Source organism: Gemmatimonadaceae bacterium (assembly GCA_036003045.1).
Lineage (GTDB): Bacteria > Gemmatimonadota > Gemmatimonadetes > Gemmatimonadales > Gemmatimonadaceae > JAQBQB01.
In genome coordinates, this window is the sequence record DASYSS010000015.1 from 35,359 (window position 1) to 51,745 (window position 16,387).

Sequence of the window (16,387 nt, forward strand, 5' to 3'; positions counted from 1 at the left end):
ATGTCATCGACTCGATTCGCCGCCTTGCGCGCCATCGGCTTCGCCGTGGTCGTCTCTTCCGCTGCTGCGCCGGCCCTCGCACAAATGTCCGGTCACGACATGGCCGCCATGGATCACTCCACGGCCGTGTCGTCCAAGGCGCAGAAGGAAATCGCCGGCGTCGCCAAGGCTACCAGCTCGCTCGGCACGTCGGCCGCGGCGACGAGCGCGGGCTACCAGCCGGTGTTCGGCTGGATACCGACGATGGGCGTGCACTGGGTCGACCGGTCGCGCATGGTCAAGGACAAGCAGAGCGACGTCACCGCACCGGACAATCTGATGTTTTCAAGAATCGGCGGAAAAGACTCGCTGGTCGGTGCGGCGTGGGCGTACTTCGCCCCGGTCGCCGATTCGACGCGGCCGCACTTGTTCGACGGCTCGCCGCCGTGGCACGAGCATCAGAACCTCGCGCCGCCGGGACAGACGCTCGTGATGTTGCACGTGTGGTTCGTGCCGTCGCCCGACGGGCCGTTCGCGGGGACGAACCCAAACCTCCCGTTCTGGGCCGCGGGGCTCGACGCGCCCGACGCGTCGCGCATGCGCGATGCTGCGTTCAGCTCGCGCGTGCGTCGCGCGTCGTTGGCGCTGTCCGAGGTGATCGACACGGCCGCGATCTTCGCCAATCTCGAGTCGCGCCCCGCGGTGCGCGCCGTGCTCGTCGCGCGACGCGATTCGGTGCGAGCGCTGATCCCGCAGTTGCTCGCCGCGGAGAAGGCGAAGAATTCAGCGGAATGGGATCGCGTCGCCGAGCGTTTGGCCGCGCAGTGGGACGCGATGCAGACCGCGTACTACGACAGCGCCCTCACGCCGGCGGGAAAGGAGCGGATGGAGCGATTCGTCGCGATGCTCATGGGTCAGCACGGAGAGCGGTAGGCCCGTAAGCCGGTAAGCCGGGAGGCCGGTACGACAGACTCCGGTCCACCGGTCCACCTACAACTTCGGCAGCGTCACTCCGACCTGGCTCTGGTATTTTCCGCCCTTGTCCTTGTACGAGACTTCCGGCTCCTCTTCGCCGCGGAAGAAGAGCACCTGCGCGATGCCTTCGTTCGCGTAGATCTTGGCGGGCAGGGGCGTGGTGTTCGAGATCTCGAGCGTCACAAAGCCTTCCCACTCGGGCTCGAAGGGCGTGACGTTCGTGATGATCCCGCAGCGCGCGTAGGTCGACTTGCCGACCGTGACCGTGAGAATGTTTCGCGGGATCCTGAAATACTCCACCGAGCGCGCCAGTGCGAACGAGTTCGGCGGAACGATGCAGATGTCGCCCTCGAACTCGACGAACGATTTCGGGTCGAACGCCTTGGGATCCACGATCGAGCTCAGGACGTTCGTGAAGATCCTGAACTCGCGCGCCACGCGCATGTCGTAGCCGTACGAGCTGACGCCGTACGAGACGACCCCTTGACGCACCTGACGGCCTTCGAAGGGCTCGATCATGCGGTGCTCGTGGGCCATGCGGGTGATCCAGCGGTCCGACATGATCGTCATCGGGCGGGCATCCGGTCGAAGTGGTTGAGCTCGGGAGTCGTACGGGTCGGGGGTCGGGGAAGCGCGCGGGCAAACACAGCCGCGGCGCGCGGAAGTCTATTCGCGCTCGTTCACCGCGCCAAGCGCGGCGCGCCACGCCACGCCACGCCACGCCACGAAATGCCGAGCAACGTGTCGTGCACGGATGTGCGCGCCGTTGACCCACTCTCAGACGACGGATAACTTTCCGCGGCTGGACTTAGTGAAAGTTTTCACGAAGTGGGAGATCGATGCTTCGTACGTACTTCCCAGTCCTGCTCTTACTCGGCTTCGTCATCGCGAACGCGGTGCTGATGCTGGGCCTCTCCCACCTCACTCTTCGTCCGCGGCCCACTCCGGTCAAGCAGACCCCGTACGAGTCGGGAATGCCGCCCCTCGGCGACGCGCACGAGCGCTTCTCCGTGAAGTTCTACATGGTGGCGGTGCTCTTCATCATCTTCGACATCGAAACGGTCTTCATGATTCCGTGGGGCGCGTACTTCCGCCAACTGTCGTGCACGGTTCCACTCGCCGACAACGCGTGCCCGGCGGGGCACGTCTCGTTGTTCGGCCTCGCTGAGATGATCGTGTTCATGATCATCCTGCTCGTGGGCTTCGTGTACGTGTGGAAGAAAGGAGCGCTGCAATGGGATTGAGTCCGCGTCCCGAACCCAAGTTGATCCAGACCACCAGCGAAGAGCCGTGGGTCACCACGCGTCTGGATGCGTTCATCAACTGGGGTCGTAAAAACTCGCTTTGGCCGATGCCGTTCGGCACCGCGTGCTGCGCGATCGAATTCATGGCGACCGCGGCGAGCAAGTACGACCTCGCGCGATTCGGCATGGAGCGGCAGGCCTTCTCGCCCCGCCAAGCCGACCTCTTGATCTGCGCCGGACGCGTGCCGTTCAAGCTCGCGCCGGTGCTGCGGCGAATCTGGCAGCAGATGCCGCAGCCCAAGTGGTGCATCTCGATGGGCGCGTGCGCGTCGAGCGGGGGCATGTTCGACAACTACGCGGTGGTCCAGGGCATCGACACGATCATCCCGGTCGACGTCTACGTCCCGGGCTGCCCGCCGAGGCCGGAAGGGCTCCTCTACGGCATCATGATGCTGCAGAAGAAAGTGGAAAAGGAGCGCATGGCCGATCGCTCGCTGCGCGACGAGATGGAGCCGGATCCGGAAAGCCAACTGTTCATCGCCCCGTCGGAGATCGACGAGGTGTCCGAGCCGTTCGGCAACTCGGTTCAACAGACGCGATCCGGCCTGTGAGCGGAAACGGTTCCTTCAAGCCGGTCGTGGCTGGAAGCGCGCTCGTCGCCGGAGCGCCCTCGCCGACGACGCCGCGCAAGGTCGCCCGCACCGGCACGCATCCGAATCCGTCGGCCGACGCGGCGCGCGCGCAATTCGGCGACGTCGTCACGCGTGTCGACGTCGTGTGGGGTGAGACGACGGTCGTCGTCGACCAGTCGAGCGTCCACGACGTCATCCAGTGGCTGCACGACGACGAAGGGCAGCGCTACGACTACCTCTCGGACGTCACCGCGGTGGAGTACCGGGATCTCGAGCGGCCGCTCGAAGTCGTGTGGCATCTGCGGTCGCTGCCGTTTCGCCGCTTTCTCCGCGTGAAGGTGGCGATTCCTCGCGGCGCGACGTTGGCCGTGCCCAGCGTGTGGGACGTGTACAAATCCGCCGATTGGCTCGAGCGCGAGTGCTACGACATGTTCGGCATCGAGTTCACCGGCCACCCGGACCTGCGCCGCATCCTGATGTGGGAGCAGTACAAGGAAGGGTATCCGTTGCGAAAGGACTTCCCGCTGCGCGGCCGGTTCAGCCGCTCGGAACAGCTTCGCCAGGCGCTGGCGGCGAACCCGGAAGCGCGCTACTCGAAGGACGAGCTGACCATCGCGCAGGCGCTCGAAGATCTGCCGGCCGACATGCGGCGGCGTCTCACGTCCGGCGAGCGGACGGGCGAGTAAGATGGCGACGACGAAACGCACGATCGACGTCGAGTTGTCGACGACCGGGCTGGACGCGCAGGGTCGCCCGCGCCGCGTCCCGCTCGCCGTGGACGAAGCCGGCAACACCGTCGCGGTGGCCGAGCCGCCCACGATGGAGCCGGATCTCGAGGGTGAGCACATGCTCATCAACATCGGGCCGCAGCACCCCGCGACGCACGGCGTGCTCCGGCTGGTGCTCGAGCTCGACGGCGAGACGGTGGTGCGCTGCATCCCGCACGTCGGCTACCTGCACTGCGGCTTCGAGAAGATCGGCGAGTACCGCCAGTACAATCAGATCATCCCCTGGACGGATCGTGAGGATTATCTGAATTCGCCGGGGAACAACGTCGCCTTCTCCCTCGGCGCGGAGCGGCTCTTCGGCATCGAGATCACCGAGCGGTGCAAGGTTCTGCGGGTCATGGCGTGCGAGCTGTCGCGCATCATGTCGCACCTCGTGTGGCTGGGCACGACCTGCATCGACATCGGCGCATATACGCCGTTTCTGTGGGCGTTCCAACAGCGCGAGAAGATCTACGAGATGCTCGAGGCGTGGATCGGCGCCCGGCTCACGACGACGCTCACGCGCGTCGGCGGCATGGGCGCCGACATCCCGGACAATTGGATCGAGCAGCTCACGGCCTTCACGAAGGAATTCCCGCGCGTCGTCGACGAGATCGACCGCGTCATCACGCGCAACGGCATCTGGGTCGGGCGCACGGTGGGCCTCGGCGTGATGTCGGCCGAGGAAGCGGTCAACTACGGGTTGTCCGGCCCGATGGTCCGCGCATCGGGCGTCGCGTTCGACGTGCGCCGGGATTTCCCGTACCTCGACTACGAGACGTACGACTTCGACGTCCCCGTCGGCACGAACGGCGACGTGTACGACCGCTTCCTGGTTCGCATGGAAGAGCTGCGGCAATCGACGCGGATTCTCACGCAGGCGATCGGCCGGCTTCCGGACGGACCGGTGAACGTGGACGACCACCGCGTCATCCTGCCGCCGAAGAGCAAGGCGACCAGCGACATGGAGTCGATGATCCACCATTTCAAGCAGGTCATGGAAGGCCCGCGTCCGCCGATCGGCGAATGCTACGTCGCGCTCGAGAGCCCGAAGGGAGAGAAGGGGTACTATATGGTCTCTGACGGGACGCCCAAGCCCGTCCGCTGGCGAATCCGTCCCCCGTCGTTCGTGAACCTCTCGGCGATTCCGCGCATGGTCGAGGGGCATCTGCTCTCCGACGTCATCGCGATCAACGCGTCGATCGACATCGTGATGGGGGAGATCGACCGGTGAGCGCCGTGCGGAGTGCGGGGACCAACAGCTCTTCCGCGAGGGCTCTCTCGTGAGTCACGCCCATGCCGAGCAATACGCGCCGGTGTTCACAACCGGCAGCGCGCGGCGGACGGAGCTCGACGAGTTGCTCACGCGCTATCCGACGAAAATGGCGGCGCTTCTGCCGGCGCTGTGGATGGTGCAGCACGAGCGCGGCTGGGTGAGCGACGAGGCGATGGCGGAAGTCGCCTCGGTGCTCGACCTCACGCCTGCCTACGTGAAGGGTGTGGTCACGTTCTACACGATGTACCACCAGCATCCCGTCGGCCGGCACTTCATCCAGATCTGCACGACGTCGCCCTGCAACGTGTGCGGCGCCGAAGCGGTCGTCGACGCGTTTCTCAAGCACACGGGCTGCTTCGAGCTGGGCCAGACGTCGCCCGACGGCAAGTACACGGTGATCGAAGTCGAGTGCCTCGGCGCCTGCGGCTTCGCCACGCCGATCATGATCAACGAGGACTTCATCGAGTCGGTGACTCCGGAGAAGGTGCCGGAGATTCTTTCCGGCCTCGCCTGACGCATGGGATATCCGCACGCACCGCACCGTCGCGAAGCGCTCGTTCTCTCCAAGCATTTCGGGGAGAAGGACGCCGTCACGCTCGCCGGCTGGAAGAAGCGCGGCGGCTACGCGGCGCTCGAAAAGGCGCTCGGCATGCCGCCCGCCGACATCGTGAACGTCGTGAAGGACTCCGGGCTCCGCGGGCGCGGCGGCGCCGGATTCCCGACGGGTCTCAAGTGGTCGTTCATGAAGATCGGCGACGGCAAGCCGCATTACCTCTGCTGCAACGCCGACGAGTCCGAGCCGGGTACGTTCAAGGATCGCGAGATCATGCGGTGGACGCCGCACGCGCTCATCGAAGGCTGCGCGATCGGATCGTACGCGATCGGCGCCGAGACGTGCTACATCTACATCCGCGGCGAATTCACGGAGCCGATCGCGCGCGTCGAGGCGGCACTCAAGGAGTGCTACGACGCCGGCATCCTCGGCAAGAACGCGATGGGCACCGGCAAAACGGTCAACGTCTGGGTGCACCGCGGCGCGGGCGCGTACATCTGCGGTGAAGAGACCGCGCTGATGAATTCGCTCGAGGGAAAGCGCGGCAACCCGCGCATCAAGCCGCCGTTCCCGGCGGTGTCGGGCGTGTTCGCGCAGCCGACGACGATCAACAACGTCGAGACCCTCGCCGCCGTCCCGGCGATTCTCAACAACGGCGCCGCGTGGTACAAGCAGTGGATGCGCGCCGACAACCCGAAGAGCACCGGCACCAAGCTCTACTCGGTGTGCGGCAACATCCAAAAGCCCGGCAACTACGAAGTGCCGATGGGCTTCCCGTTCAAAGAATTCTTGTACGACCTGTGCGGCGGTCCGCCGCCGGGGCGAAAGTTCAAGGCGATCATCCCCGGCGGCATCTCCGTGCCGATCCAGACGGTCGACGAGGCCGAAGCGAGCCTCATGGACTACGAGGGCTTCGTCGCCGAGGGCACGATGCTCGGCTCGGGCGGCGTGATCTGCATCGACGACTCGCAGAATCTCGTGAAGCAGATCGCGCGCGCCGCGCGCTTCTTCGCTCACGAGAGCTGCGCGCAGTGCACGCAGTGCCGCGAAGGCACCGCGTGGACGACCAAGATCCTCGAGCGCATCGTCGCCGGCGAGGGTACGCCCGAAGACCTCGACACATTGCTCTCGATCGCCGACAACATGACGGGTAAGACGATCTGCGTGCTCAGCGACTCGTGCGCGACGCCGGTCGTGTCCGGACTCAAGAAATTCCGCGCCGATTTCGAGGCGCTCATCAAGTCGAAACGGACGATCCTCGTCCCGGCGGTGGCCTAGTGGCAGATACACCTGTGGGCGTAACGCTCACGATCGAGGGACGGCAGGTTACGGTCCCCGCGGGTACGTCCATTCTCGAGGCGGCGAAGCGCGCCGGCGTGCTCGTGCCGCACTACTGCTACCATCCGGGGCTGCCGGTCGCCGGCGTGTGCCGGATGTGCCTCGTCGAGGTCGAAAAAGCGCCCAAGCTCGCGCCGTCGTGCGCGACGGCCGTGGCCGAGGGCAACGTCGTCCACGTCCACTCGGAGAAGTCGATCGAAGCGCGCAAAGGCGTGCTCGAGATGCTCCTCATCAACCATCCGCTCGATTGCCCAATCTGCGATCAGGCGGGTGAGTGCGAGCTGCAGGACTACACGTACATGGAAGGGCGCGGCGAAGGCCGCTACCGCGACCCGAAGCGGTTCAACCCGGTCGAGGATTTCGGCGGCGACGTGATGTACACGCCGAACCGCTGCATCCTCTGCACGCGCTGCGTGCGGTTCATGGAAGACGTGGCCCACGACCCCGTGCTCAACGTGAGCGAGCGCGGCGACCGCGCCGTCATCGGGAAGTTCGAGGGGCAGGACCTCACGCATCCGTGGGCGGGGAACGTCATCGACCTCTGCCCGGTCGGCGCGCTGCTCTCCAAGGATTCGTTGAACAAGGCGCGGTCGTGGGAGCTCGATCGAACGGCATCGGTTTGCCCGAACTGTTCGCAGGGCTGCAACATGATCGTCGAGACGCGCGACAACGTCGTCGTGCGGCTCCGTCCGCGTCCCAACGAGGACGTGAACTCGTACTTCATGTGCGATCACGGCCGGCTCAACTACCGCTGGATGAACCGGCAGGACCGCGTGGACGTGCCGATGGTGCGCCGCGGTGCGGGTGGCGGTCTTTCCGGAATCGACTGGCCGATCGCCATCGCCGAAGCCGCTCGCGCGCTGAAGGGAAAGAAGGCGTTCGTCCTCGCGTCGCCGAATCTCTCGAACGAAGCGCTCTTCCTGCTGTCGAAGCTCGTCAAGGAAACCGGCGGCCGCGGCGTGTTCCGCGTACAGCAGGGCGACGAGGCGCCGCTTCCCGGCGTCGAGGATCTCTCGCTCCGGAAAGATCGCGCGGCGAATGGGCGCGGTGCCGAGCTGCTCGGCTTCAGGCAGAGCGCGACGCCGCTCGCCGACCTCGCGGCCGGCGACGTGCTCGTCGTGGCGGACGAAGAGCTCGTCGGTGCCGACGCGGAGGGCGTCGCGAAGGCGAGCGCGATCGTCGTCGTCTCGACCACGCTCCCGCCGTGGGCGCGTCATCTCGCCGCCGCGGTTCTGCCGATCGCCAACTTCACGGAAGAAGAAGGGACCTTCACGAACCTCCGCGGCCGCGTGCAACGTTTCATGCAGGCGAAGGCCGCGCCGGGCTTCGCCAGGCCGAGCTGGTTCGTGATCGCCGACCTGCTCGCCGCGCTGGGCACGCCCGAGGACTACTCGCTCGCCAGCGACGTGTTCAAGGCGCTCGCCGGCGCGCAGTCCGAGTTCGCGGGAATGTCGTACGACACGCTCGGCTTGCGAGGACGTCAGATCAGCGGCGCCAAGACCGCCGGAGCGAACGCGTGATCGGGTCCTTCCTGTTGCAGGCCGCGACGCAGGCGACGACAGGCGCCAATGGACTGAACGTCCTGCCGGCGCCCGAGGGCGGCGGCGCGTGGTTCCTCGCGACCGTCGTGAAGATTCTCCTCATCTTCACGATTTACATGGTTGGCGTGATGCTCGTGATCTGGGCCGAGCGTCGCATCTGCGCGTTCATTCAGGATCGCCGCGGGCCCAACCGCGTCGGGCCGTTTGGTCTCCTTCAGTCCGTCGCCGACGGCGTGAAGAACATCATGAAGGAGGAGACGTATCCCGGGCAGGCGTATCTGCCGCTCTTCATCTTGGCTCCGGTGATGTCGTTCGTCCCCGCGCTCCTCACGTGGGCCGTCATCCCCTACGGGGCACCCTGGGACTCGAAGTGGGGAACGATCGACACTGCCATCGCGCCGCTCCCGATCGGCTACCTCTTCATTCTCGCGATCTCGTCGCTCGGCGTGTACGGCATCGTGCTCGCCGGGTGGTCGTCGAACAACAAGTACGCGCTGCTCGGCGGGCTGCGGTCGAGCGCGCAGATGATCTCGTACGAGATCTCGATGGGCATGTCGACCATTCCGGTGATCATCCTCGCCGGGAACGTGTCGCTCAGTCAGTTGGTGCAGCAGCAGGCCGGGACGGGGCTCCACTGGAACGCGATCAACACGACGGTCGCGTTCTTCGTGTTCATCGTCGCCGCGTTCGCCGAGACGAACCGCGTGCCGTTCGACCTGCCCGAAGCCGAGTCGGAGCTCGTGGCCGGATACCACTCCGAGTACAGCTCCATGAAGTTCTCGATGTTCTTCATCGCCGAGTACGCGAACGTGATGACGGCGAGCGCGCTGATGTCGGCGCTGTTTTTCGGCGGCTGGGACATACCATTCACAATGTGGGACAACGTCGCGCCCCACACCTTTCTCAAAACGATCGTGACGTTCGGATTCTTCTGGTCGAAGATCCTGTTCTTCGTCTTCGTGTTCATTTGGGTGCGCTGGACGCTGCCGCGCTTCCGCTATGACCAGCTCATGTCGCTCGGCTGGAAGTTCATGCTCCCGACGGTGCTGTCGTACATCGTGATCGTGGCGGCGGCGACGCTCGGGCTGGATGCGGCGGGATTCCATCCGTCGTCGTGGCAGTTCGCCGTCGCGATGTTGGTGCTCAACATCGTGCTGCTCGGGGTGCTGTTCGGCGTGATCGATCGCGGGCGCCTCGTGAGCCCGGCGTACTCGCGGCTCGACAAGCGAAATCTCGACAAGCTGCGCCGCGCGACGTTCGAGCGTGAGCGTTATTCGGACGCGCGCACCGCCGTCGGCGCGGGCGTACACGGAGGAACCGACTGATGGCCATCGGCGTGAAAGTGCTCGAGCGGCCGATCCACCAGACCAGCTACGTCCGCGCCTCGCTGCAAGGCATGGCGCTGACGCTTCGCCACCTGCTGCGGCCGATGTCCGAGAAGGTCACGATCCAGTACCCCGAGGAGAAGTACACCATCTCCCCCCGCTGGCGCGGCACGCACCGGATGCTGACGACGGAAGACGGCAAGGCGAAGTGCGTCGCGTGCGGCCTGTGTCCGACCGTGTGCCCGGCGAACTGCATCAAGCTCGTCCCGGGCGAAGACGAGAACGGCAACCGGTATCCGCTCGTGTTCGAGATCGACGAGTTCCGCTGCATCTTCTGCGGCTACTGTCAGGAGGTCTGCCCGGAAGAAGCGATCCACCTCGGCCGGCACTACGAGAATTCCGAGTACAGCCGCGACGGATTCGTCTACGATCTCGAACGGTTGATGGCGCAAACGCATCCCGTGTCGGAGCTGTGGGACCCGGCCGAGCCCAAGGGCGAGTGATGCTCGTTCCACAGCAAGCACCGTCGATGCCGCACGGAACGTTGTCGTTGCTCTACACGTTCCATTTCTATCTGTTCGGGCTGATCGCGATCGTGTCGGCGCTCTTGTTCGTGACGCGCAAGAGTCCCGTCGCCGCCGCGCTCTGGCTCGTCAACACGATGTTCTGCCTCGCCGCGCTGTTCGTGCTGCTCGACGCGCAGTTCATCGGCGCGCTGCAAGTCATCGTCTATGCCGGCGCGATCATGGTCGTGTTCCTGTTCGTGATCATGCTCCTCAATCTGGGGAAAGCGCCGCCGGCCGACATTCGCGGCATCGGCTGGAAGCTCGCCGCGGGAGCCGTCGGCATCGCGATCGTCGCCGACGTGTTGGCGGTGACCCGCGCCAAAACGCCCGCGCTGCTCACGCTGCCCGCCGGGTTCGAGGCGAATCAGATCGCGACGACCGGCGCCGTGGCGCCGATCGCCCTTCCGTTGTTCAATCAGTATTTGTTGGCGTTCGAGATCACCAGCGTTCTGCTGCTCGCGGCCATCGTCGGCGCCGTGGTCGTTGGACGCCAGCGCGGAGAAGACCTTGCTCGCTGAGGCCCTCTTTTTCTCGGCCGTGTTGTTCGCGATCGGCGTGTTCGGCGTGCTGATTCGCCGGAACGCGATCATCGTGTTCATGTGCGTCGAGCTGATGCTCAACGCCGTGAATCTGTCGTTCGTCGCGTTTGCGCAGTCGTACGGCGCCACCGGCCAGGTGTTCGTGTTCTTCGTCATGACCGTCGCCGCCGCCGAGGCGGCCGTCGGACTGGCGATCATCATCGCGCTCTTCCGCCACCGGCCAACCGTGGACCTCAAGAACATCAACCTCCTCAAGGGCTGATGCACTCGCTCCTTCAAGCGGCGGCCGAGACGGCCCAGGCGACGCACCCGCTCAGTCACACCGCGGCGGCGTGGCTCTGGCTCGTCCCGCTGCTGCCGTTGCTCGGCTTCGCGATCAACGCGCTGCTGTCGATCGTCGCCGCCTACCAGCCGGGACCCGCCGATCCGTCGGCCGCGCACGGCGAGGAGTCGCACGCCGGTCACGGAGAAGGTCACGACGACGCCGGCAAGCACGAGCATCATGCGGTCCCGCGTCACCGCTTCGCCGGCCTCACGAGCCTCGTCGGCCCGGGCGTTCTGATTCTCGCCTTCTTCGTCGCCGTCGCGATCTTCTTCGCGATGCGCGCCGCCGGCGGCGGAGCGATGGAGCACCCCCTCGTCCAGCGCTACTTCTCGTGGATGCCGGTCGGTGACCTGCAGATCGACGCCGCGTTCCAGCTCGACCAGCTGTCGATGCTGATGGTGCTGATCGTGACGGGCGTCGGCGCGCTGATCCACGTGTTCAGCGTCGGCTACATGCGCGACGATCCGGGCTATCCGCGCTACTTCGCCTATTTGAACCTGTTCGTCTTCTTCATGCTGTTGCTGGTGCTCGGCGCGAACTACCCGTTGGTCTTCGTCGGGTGGGAAGGCGTCAGCCTCTGTTCATACCTGCTCATCGGCTTCTGGTTCAGCGACAAGGCGAACGCCGACGCCGGCAAGAAAGCGTTCGTCGTGAACCGCGTCGGCGATTTCGGGTTCCTGGTCGCGATGTTCCTGTTGTTCGCCAACCTCGGCACGCTCGACTTCGTCGGTGTCGGCGAGGCGGCGAAAGGATTGGCGGTCGGCGGCCCGGTCGTGACGGCGATCTGCCTCTTCTTGTTCCTCGGCTGCGCCGGCAAGAGCGCGCAGATCCCGCTCTACATCTGGCTGCCCGACGCGATGGCCGGCCCGACGCCGGTCTCGGCGCTGATCCACGCGGCGACGATGGTGACGGCGGGCGTCTACCTCATCGCGCGCAGCGCGATGCTGTTCTCCCTCGCACCGGTGGCGGAGCTGGTGGTGGTGCTCATCGGCGCGCTGACCGCGATCTTCGCGGCGTCGATCGGCCTCAAGCAGTGGGACATCAAGAAGGTCCTCGCGTATTCGACCGTCTCGCAGCTCGGCTACATGTTCATCGGCGTCGGATCGGGCGCGTACGTGGCGGGCATGTTCCATCTTGCCACGCACGCGTTCTTCAAAGCGCTCCTGTTCCTCGGATCGGGCTCGGTGATCTACGCGATGCACGCCGCGTATCACCACACGGGGAACCACGACGACGCGCAGGACATGCGCAACATGGGCGGCCTGCGGAAGTACATGCCGACCACGTTCATCCTGATGTGGATCGCGACGCTCGCAATCGCCGGCATTCCGCCGCTCGCCGGCTTCTTCTCCAAGGACGAAATCCTCGGCTCGCTGTTCGCGCGTGCCCAAGGATCCACGATCGCGCAGGCGCACCTGTTCGGAATTCCCGGAACGGCTTGGCTCTACGTCGCCTGGGTGCTCGGCCTCAGCGCCGCGCTCATGACCGCGGTCTACATGACGCGCATGATGTTGTACACCTTCCACGGTCCGAACCGCACCGGCGAAGCCGAGCGGCCGCATCTCGCCGAAGCGCCGTGGGTAATGACCGGACCGCTGGTCGTGCTCGCGGTGCTCACGGTCGCCGGCGGGTGGTTGAACCTCCCGGAGTTCGCGCCGCTCGGACCGGTCGGCGGATTGGATCGCTGGCTCGAGCCGGTGGTGGGCGACGCGACCAAGCGCGTGATCGGCGGATCGCCGCCGGTCGCGCCGGGATTGGAGTTGGGCCTCGTCGCGCTGGCCGTGCTGATCGCCGTCGTCGGCATCGTGATCGCGGTGATGCGCTTGAAGCCGGCGACGCTCGTGCCGAAGAGTCGGTCGCCACAGGAAGAGGGCTTCGAGAAGGTGCTCGTCAACAAGTACTACGTCGACGAGATCTACGACACGGCGATCGTGAAGCCGGTCGTCGGCACCTCGCGCGGCCTGCTGTGGCGCGGCGTCGACGCCGGTTTGATCGACGGCCTCGGCGTGAACGGAGCGGGGTACCTGACGCGCTTCGTCGGCTGGGTTGGATCGCAGTTCCAATCGGGACAGCTCGGTACGTACGCGTGGGTGCTGGCCATCGGAGTGCTCGCGGTACTCGGCGCGGTGACCGCGCGTTGATTCGCTTCCAACACCGGACTTCATGCTCGGCTTTCTGACCGCGATCGGCTATCAGCAGTGGGTGCTTCCCGCGCTCCTCGCCATCCCGTTGATGGGCGCGGCGGGGATCTGGGTGCACAGCATCGGACGATCGACCCACGGCGAAGACGAAGTCGCGACGGGCGCGGCCAACGTGCCCCGCATGCTGGCGCTCGTGATGTTCGCGATCGAGTTCGTGGTGTCGCTCGGCCTGTGGTGGAGCTTCGATCCGTCGGCCGCCGGCTGGCAGTCGGTGGTCGATTTCTCGTGGATTCCGTCGTGGGGCATTCGGTTCACGCTCGGCGTGGACGGGATCGCCGTGATGATGATCCTCCTCACGACGTTCATCATGCTGACGGCCGTCGGCGGGAGCTGGACCAGCATCCGCGCGCGGTCGCACAGCTACTATGCGCTCATGCTCATCCTCACGACGGGGATGCTGGGCGTCTTCATGGCGCTCGATCTGTTCCTGTTCTACGTGATGTGGGAAGTGATGCTCATCCCGATGTACTTCATCATCGGCGTGTGGGGCGGCGACCGCCGCGTCTACGCGAGCATCAAGTTCTTCCTGTACACGATGGTCGGCTCGATGCTCATGCTCGCCGCGATCGTGTACCTCGGCTATTCGGCGCGCGACCCGATGACCGGCATCGCGAGCTTCAACTACGACTACGTGCTGCAACACGCCGCCATTACCTCGACGGCGGCGAAATGGCTCTTCGGCGGATTCTTCCTCGCGTTCGCGGTGAAGGTCCCGATGTTCCCGTTCCACACCTGGCTGCCCGACGCGCACGTCGAGGCGCCGACGGCCGGGTCGGTGGTGCTGGCGAGCATCATGCTGAAGCTCGGAACGTTTGGATTCATCCGGCTCGCCGTGCCGCTGTTCCCGACGGCCGCGATGAACCCGACGATCCGGTCGATCATCCTGTCGCTCGCCGTCATCGGCATCGTCTACGGCGCGCTGGTGTCGCTCGTGCAGCCCGACTTCAAGAAGCTGGTCGCCTATTCGTCGGTGAGCCACTTGGGCTTCGTGATGCTCGGCATCTTCGCGCTCACCGTGCAGAGCGTCCAGGGCGCGCTCATGGTGATGATCAACCACGGCATCTCGACCGGCGCGCTGTTCCTTCTCGTCGGCATGATCTACGAGCGGCGGCACACGCGGTTGATCGAGGCGTATGGCGGCATCGCGCGCGTCGTACCGATGTTCGCGGCGATGCTGACGATCGTCACGTTCAGCAGCATCGGCCTTCCCGGCACGAACGGCTTCGTCGGCGAATTCCTCGTGTTGGTCGGCGCGTTCCGCACGCAGCCCATCTTCGCGGTCGTCGCGACGACGGTGGTGATCATTTCCGCCGCGTATCTCCTGTGGGCGATCCAGCGGATCCTCTTCAACCGGCTCGACAAGCCGGAGAACGAGCACATTCCGGATCTCAACCGGCGTGAGCTCGCGATCATGATTCCGCTCGTGGCGGCGATCGTGTGGCTCGGCGTCTACCCGGCCCCTGTGCTCAACCGGATGCAGACTGCCGCGGCGCGCTTCGTGACGCAGGTGGATCGCGGCCGCCAGAGGGAACTGCCCGAGGCGACGCTGGTCGGAGGCAGGGAATGAGCCCGCGCGCGCTCGACGTCTCGATCCCGGCTGAGTTGACGCTCGCGCTGGTGCCCGATCTGATACTGATGGGCGGGGCGATGGTGCTGCTCGTATGGTCGGCGTGGCGGCGCGACAGCGACCGGCATCAGCGCGATATCGGGCTCGCCAGCATCGTTCTGGTCGGCGTGACGATGTTCGCAGTGCTGTGGTTCGCCGCTCGGTTCGTCTCGGTGCCCGGCCCGGGCGTGATCGCGCTCGACAACTTCCGTTGGTTTGCGGACGTCGTCATCCTGCTCGGCACGCTGTTCACGATCGCGCTGAGCATGGACGACAACATGCGCTCGGGCATCACCGCCGCCGAGACGCACGTGCTCGTGCTGCTCGCGTCGTCGGGCATGATGCTGTTGGTCGCCGCGCGCGACCTGATGATCGTCTTCCTCGGCATCGAGCTGATGTCGATCTCCGTCTACGCGCTGTCGGGCATCAACCGCCGGAGCGAGCGCTCGGCCGAGGGCGCGCTCAAGTACTTCCTGCTCGGCGCGTTCTCGACGGCGTTTCTCCTCTACGGAATCGCGCTCATCTACGGCGCGACCGGAACGACGAGCCTCGTGACGATCGCCGAGCGTACGGTGCAGTACGACTTGATCCACAGCCCGTTGCTCGTCGCGGGAATCGCGTTGATGCTGGTCGGCTTCGGCTTCAAGGTCGCCACCGTGCCGTTCCACATGTGGGCGCCGGACGTGTACGACGGCGCCCCCACGGCGATCACGGCGTACATGGCGGCGACGGTGAAAGCGGCGGCGTTCGTCGCGTTCCTGCGCGTCTGGCTCGAGGCATTCCCGACGAGCTTCGCGACTTGGCAGCCCGCCGTCGCCGGGCTGGCGATCGCCACGATGATCATCGGCAACGCGATCGGCATCGTGCAGAAGAACCTCAAACGAATGCTCGCCTACTCGAGCATCGGCCACGCGGGATATCTCCTCGTCGCGCTCGCGTCCGGCACGTTCCAAGGTTCGTCGGCGATGCTGTTCTATCTCTTCGTCTACACACTGGCGACGTTCGGCGCCTTTGCCGTCGTCGTGACGCTGACGCGCGAAGGGCAGGGCACCGTGATGCTCGACGACCTCTCGGGGCTGTACAGCGTGAGCCCCGGTCTGTCGGTGTGCATGGCCGTGCTGATGCTCGCGCTGATGGGCTTCCCGATCTTCGGCGGCGCGGGGTTCTTCGCCAAGTGGTACGTGCTCCAGGCGGCACTCCAGGCACCGACGAAGCAGACGACGCTCGCCGTCGTGCTCGTGCTGACGACCGTGGTCTCGGCGGGCTACTACATGTACGTCGTCATGCTGATGTTCATGCGGCCGCGCCCCGACAACGTGCCGGCACCGGAGCGGCCGGGCGGGCTCACGCGCGTGGTCCTCGGACTCAGTGTCGGACTGATCTTGTTGTTCGGGTTCTTTCCCGAGCAGGCGATCGCGATCGCGCGGCTCGCCCGCCCCCGAGTGGAGATGGTGCCGCAAACTTCGTCGACCGCGCCGCCGGCTCACGACTTGCCCGCGGGCTCCGGCTCGATCCGATGA

At 65.7% G+C, this 16,387-nt stretch carries 16 protein-coding genes; 15 read left to right on the forward strand and 1 reads right to left on the reverse strand.

Features of this window, described 5'->3' with window-relative positions; genetic code table 11:
* A complete protein-coding gene (locus VGQ44_01980) occupies positions 1-912 on the forward strand; it encodes a hypothetical protein (GenBank protein HEV8445551.1) in 912 nt (303 codons plus the stop codon).
* 57 nt (positions 913-969) lie between these two features.
* On the opposite strand, the gene dcd is transcribed toward VGQ44_01980, so the two are convergent.
* Positions 970-1,524 (reverse strand): dCTP deaminase, encoded by a 555-nt coding sequence (dcd, locus tag VGQ44_01985; protein HEV8445552.1) that lies wholly within the window; start codon positions 1,522-1,524, stop codon positions 970-972.
* Positions 1,525-1,793: 269 nt separating this feature from the next.
* On the opposite strand from dcd, the gene ndhC reads away from it, so the two are divergent.
* From ndhC to VGQ44_02055, 14 genes are read left to right on the forward strand one after another with little or no spacing between them, the layout of a single operon-like run.
* Positions 1,794-2,198: an NADH-quinone oxidoreductase subunit A gene (ndhC, locus tag VGQ44_01990; protein ID HEV8445553.1), complete on the forward strand. Its 405-nt coding sequence runs from the start codon at positions 1,794-1,796 to the stop codon at positions 2,196-2,198.
* Complete coding sequence (gene nuoB / locus VGQ44_01995; protein HEV8445554.1) at positions 2,189-2,809, forward strand: NADH-quinone oxidoreductase subunit NuoB; 621 nt, start codon at positions 2,189-2,191, stop codon at positions 2,807-2,809. The genes ndhC and nuoB overlap by 10 nt, the downstream gene beginning before the upstream one ends.
* A complete protein-coding gene (locus tag VGQ44_02000; GenBank protein HEV8445555.1) occupies positions 2,806-3,516 on the forward strand; it encodes an NADH-quinone oxidoreductase subunit C in 711 nt (236 codons plus the stop codon). The genes nuoB and VGQ44_02000 overlap by 4 nt, the downstream gene beginning before the upstream one ends.
* A 1-nt stretch (position 3,517) precedes the next feature.
* Positions 3,518-4,831, forward strand: coding sequence for an NADH dehydrogenase (quinone) subunit D (gene nuoD / locus VGQ44_02005; protein ID HEV8445556.1), 1,314 nt, complete (start codon positions 3,518-3,520; stop codon positions 4,829-4,831).
* A 49-nt stretch (positions 4,832-4,880) separates the two neighbouring features.
* Positions 4,881-5,387 (forward strand): NADH-quinone oxidoreductase subunit NuoE, encoded by a 507-nt coding sequence (gene nuoE / locus VGQ44_02010; protein ID HEV8445557.1) that lies wholly within the window; start codon positions 4,881-4,883, stop codon positions 5,385-5,387.
* A gap of 3 nt (positions 5,388-5,390) precedes the next feature.
* Positions 5,391-6,704, forward strand: a complete 1,314-nt coding sequence (gene nuoF, locus VGQ44_02015) for an NADH-quinone oxidoreductase subunit NuoF (GenBank protein ID HEV8445558.1) — start codon at positions 5,391-5,393, stop codon at positions 6,702-6,704.
* Positions 6,704-8,284, forward strand: coding sequence for a 2Fe-2S iron-sulfur cluster-binding protein (locus VGQ44_02020; protein ID HEV8445559.1), 1,581 nt, complete (start codon positions 6,704-6,706; stop codon positions 8,282-8,284). Before nuoF ends, VGQ44_02020 begins: the two co-directional genes overlap by 1 nt.
* Entirely contained in the window at positions 8,281-9,630 is a 1,350-nt protein-coding gene (gene nuoH, locus VGQ44_02025; GenBank protein ID HEV8445560.1) for an NADH-quinone oxidoreductase subunit NuoH, read from the forward strand. The genes VGQ44_02020 and nuoH overlap by 4 nt, the downstream gene beginning before the upstream one ends.
* Positions 9,630-10,133 carry an NADH-quinone oxidoreductase subunit I gene (locus VGQ44_02030; GenBank protein HEV8445561.1) on the forward strand — a complete coding sequence of 168 codons (504 nt, stop codon included), beginning with the start codon at positions 9,630-9,632 and terminating at the stop codon, positions 10,131-10,133. Before nuoH ends, VGQ44_02030 begins: the two co-directional genes overlap by 1 nt.
* A complete protein-coding gene (locus VGQ44_02035) occupies positions 10,133-10,714 on the forward strand; it encodes an NADH-quinone oxidoreductase subunit J (GenBank protein ID HEV8445562.1) in 582 nt (193 codons plus the stop codon). Before VGQ44_02030 ends, VGQ44_02035 begins: the two co-directional genes overlap by 1 nt.
* A complete protein-coding gene (nuoK, locus tag VGQ44_02040) occupies positions 10,704-10,997 on the forward strand; it encodes an NADH-quinone oxidoreductase subunit NuoK (GenBank protein HEV8445563.1) in 294 nt (97 codons plus the stop codon). The genes VGQ44_02035 and nuoK overlap by 11 nt, the downstream gene beginning before the upstream one ends.
* Positions 10,997-13,201, forward strand: coding sequence for an NADH-quinone oxidoreductase subunit L (nuoL, locus tag VGQ44_02045; protein HEV8445564.1), 2,205 nt, complete (start codon positions 10,997-10,999; stop codon positions 13,199-13,201). The genes nuoK and nuoL overlap by 1 nt, the downstream gene beginning before the upstream one ends.
* A gap of 22 nt (positions 13,202-13,223) precedes the next feature.
* Positions 13,224-14,828 (forward strand): NADH-quinone oxidoreductase subunit M, encoded by a 1,605-nt coding sequence (locus VGQ44_02050; GenBank protein ID HEV8445565.1) that lies wholly within the window; start codon positions 13,224-13,226, stop codon positions 14,826-14,828.
* Positions 14,825-16,387, forward strand: coding sequence for an NADH-quinone oxidoreductase subunit N (locus VGQ44_02055; protein HEV8445566.1), 1,563 nt, complete (start codon positions 14,825-14,827; stop codon positions 16,385-16,387). Before VGQ44_02050 ends, VGQ44_02055 begins: the two co-directional genes overlap by 4 nt.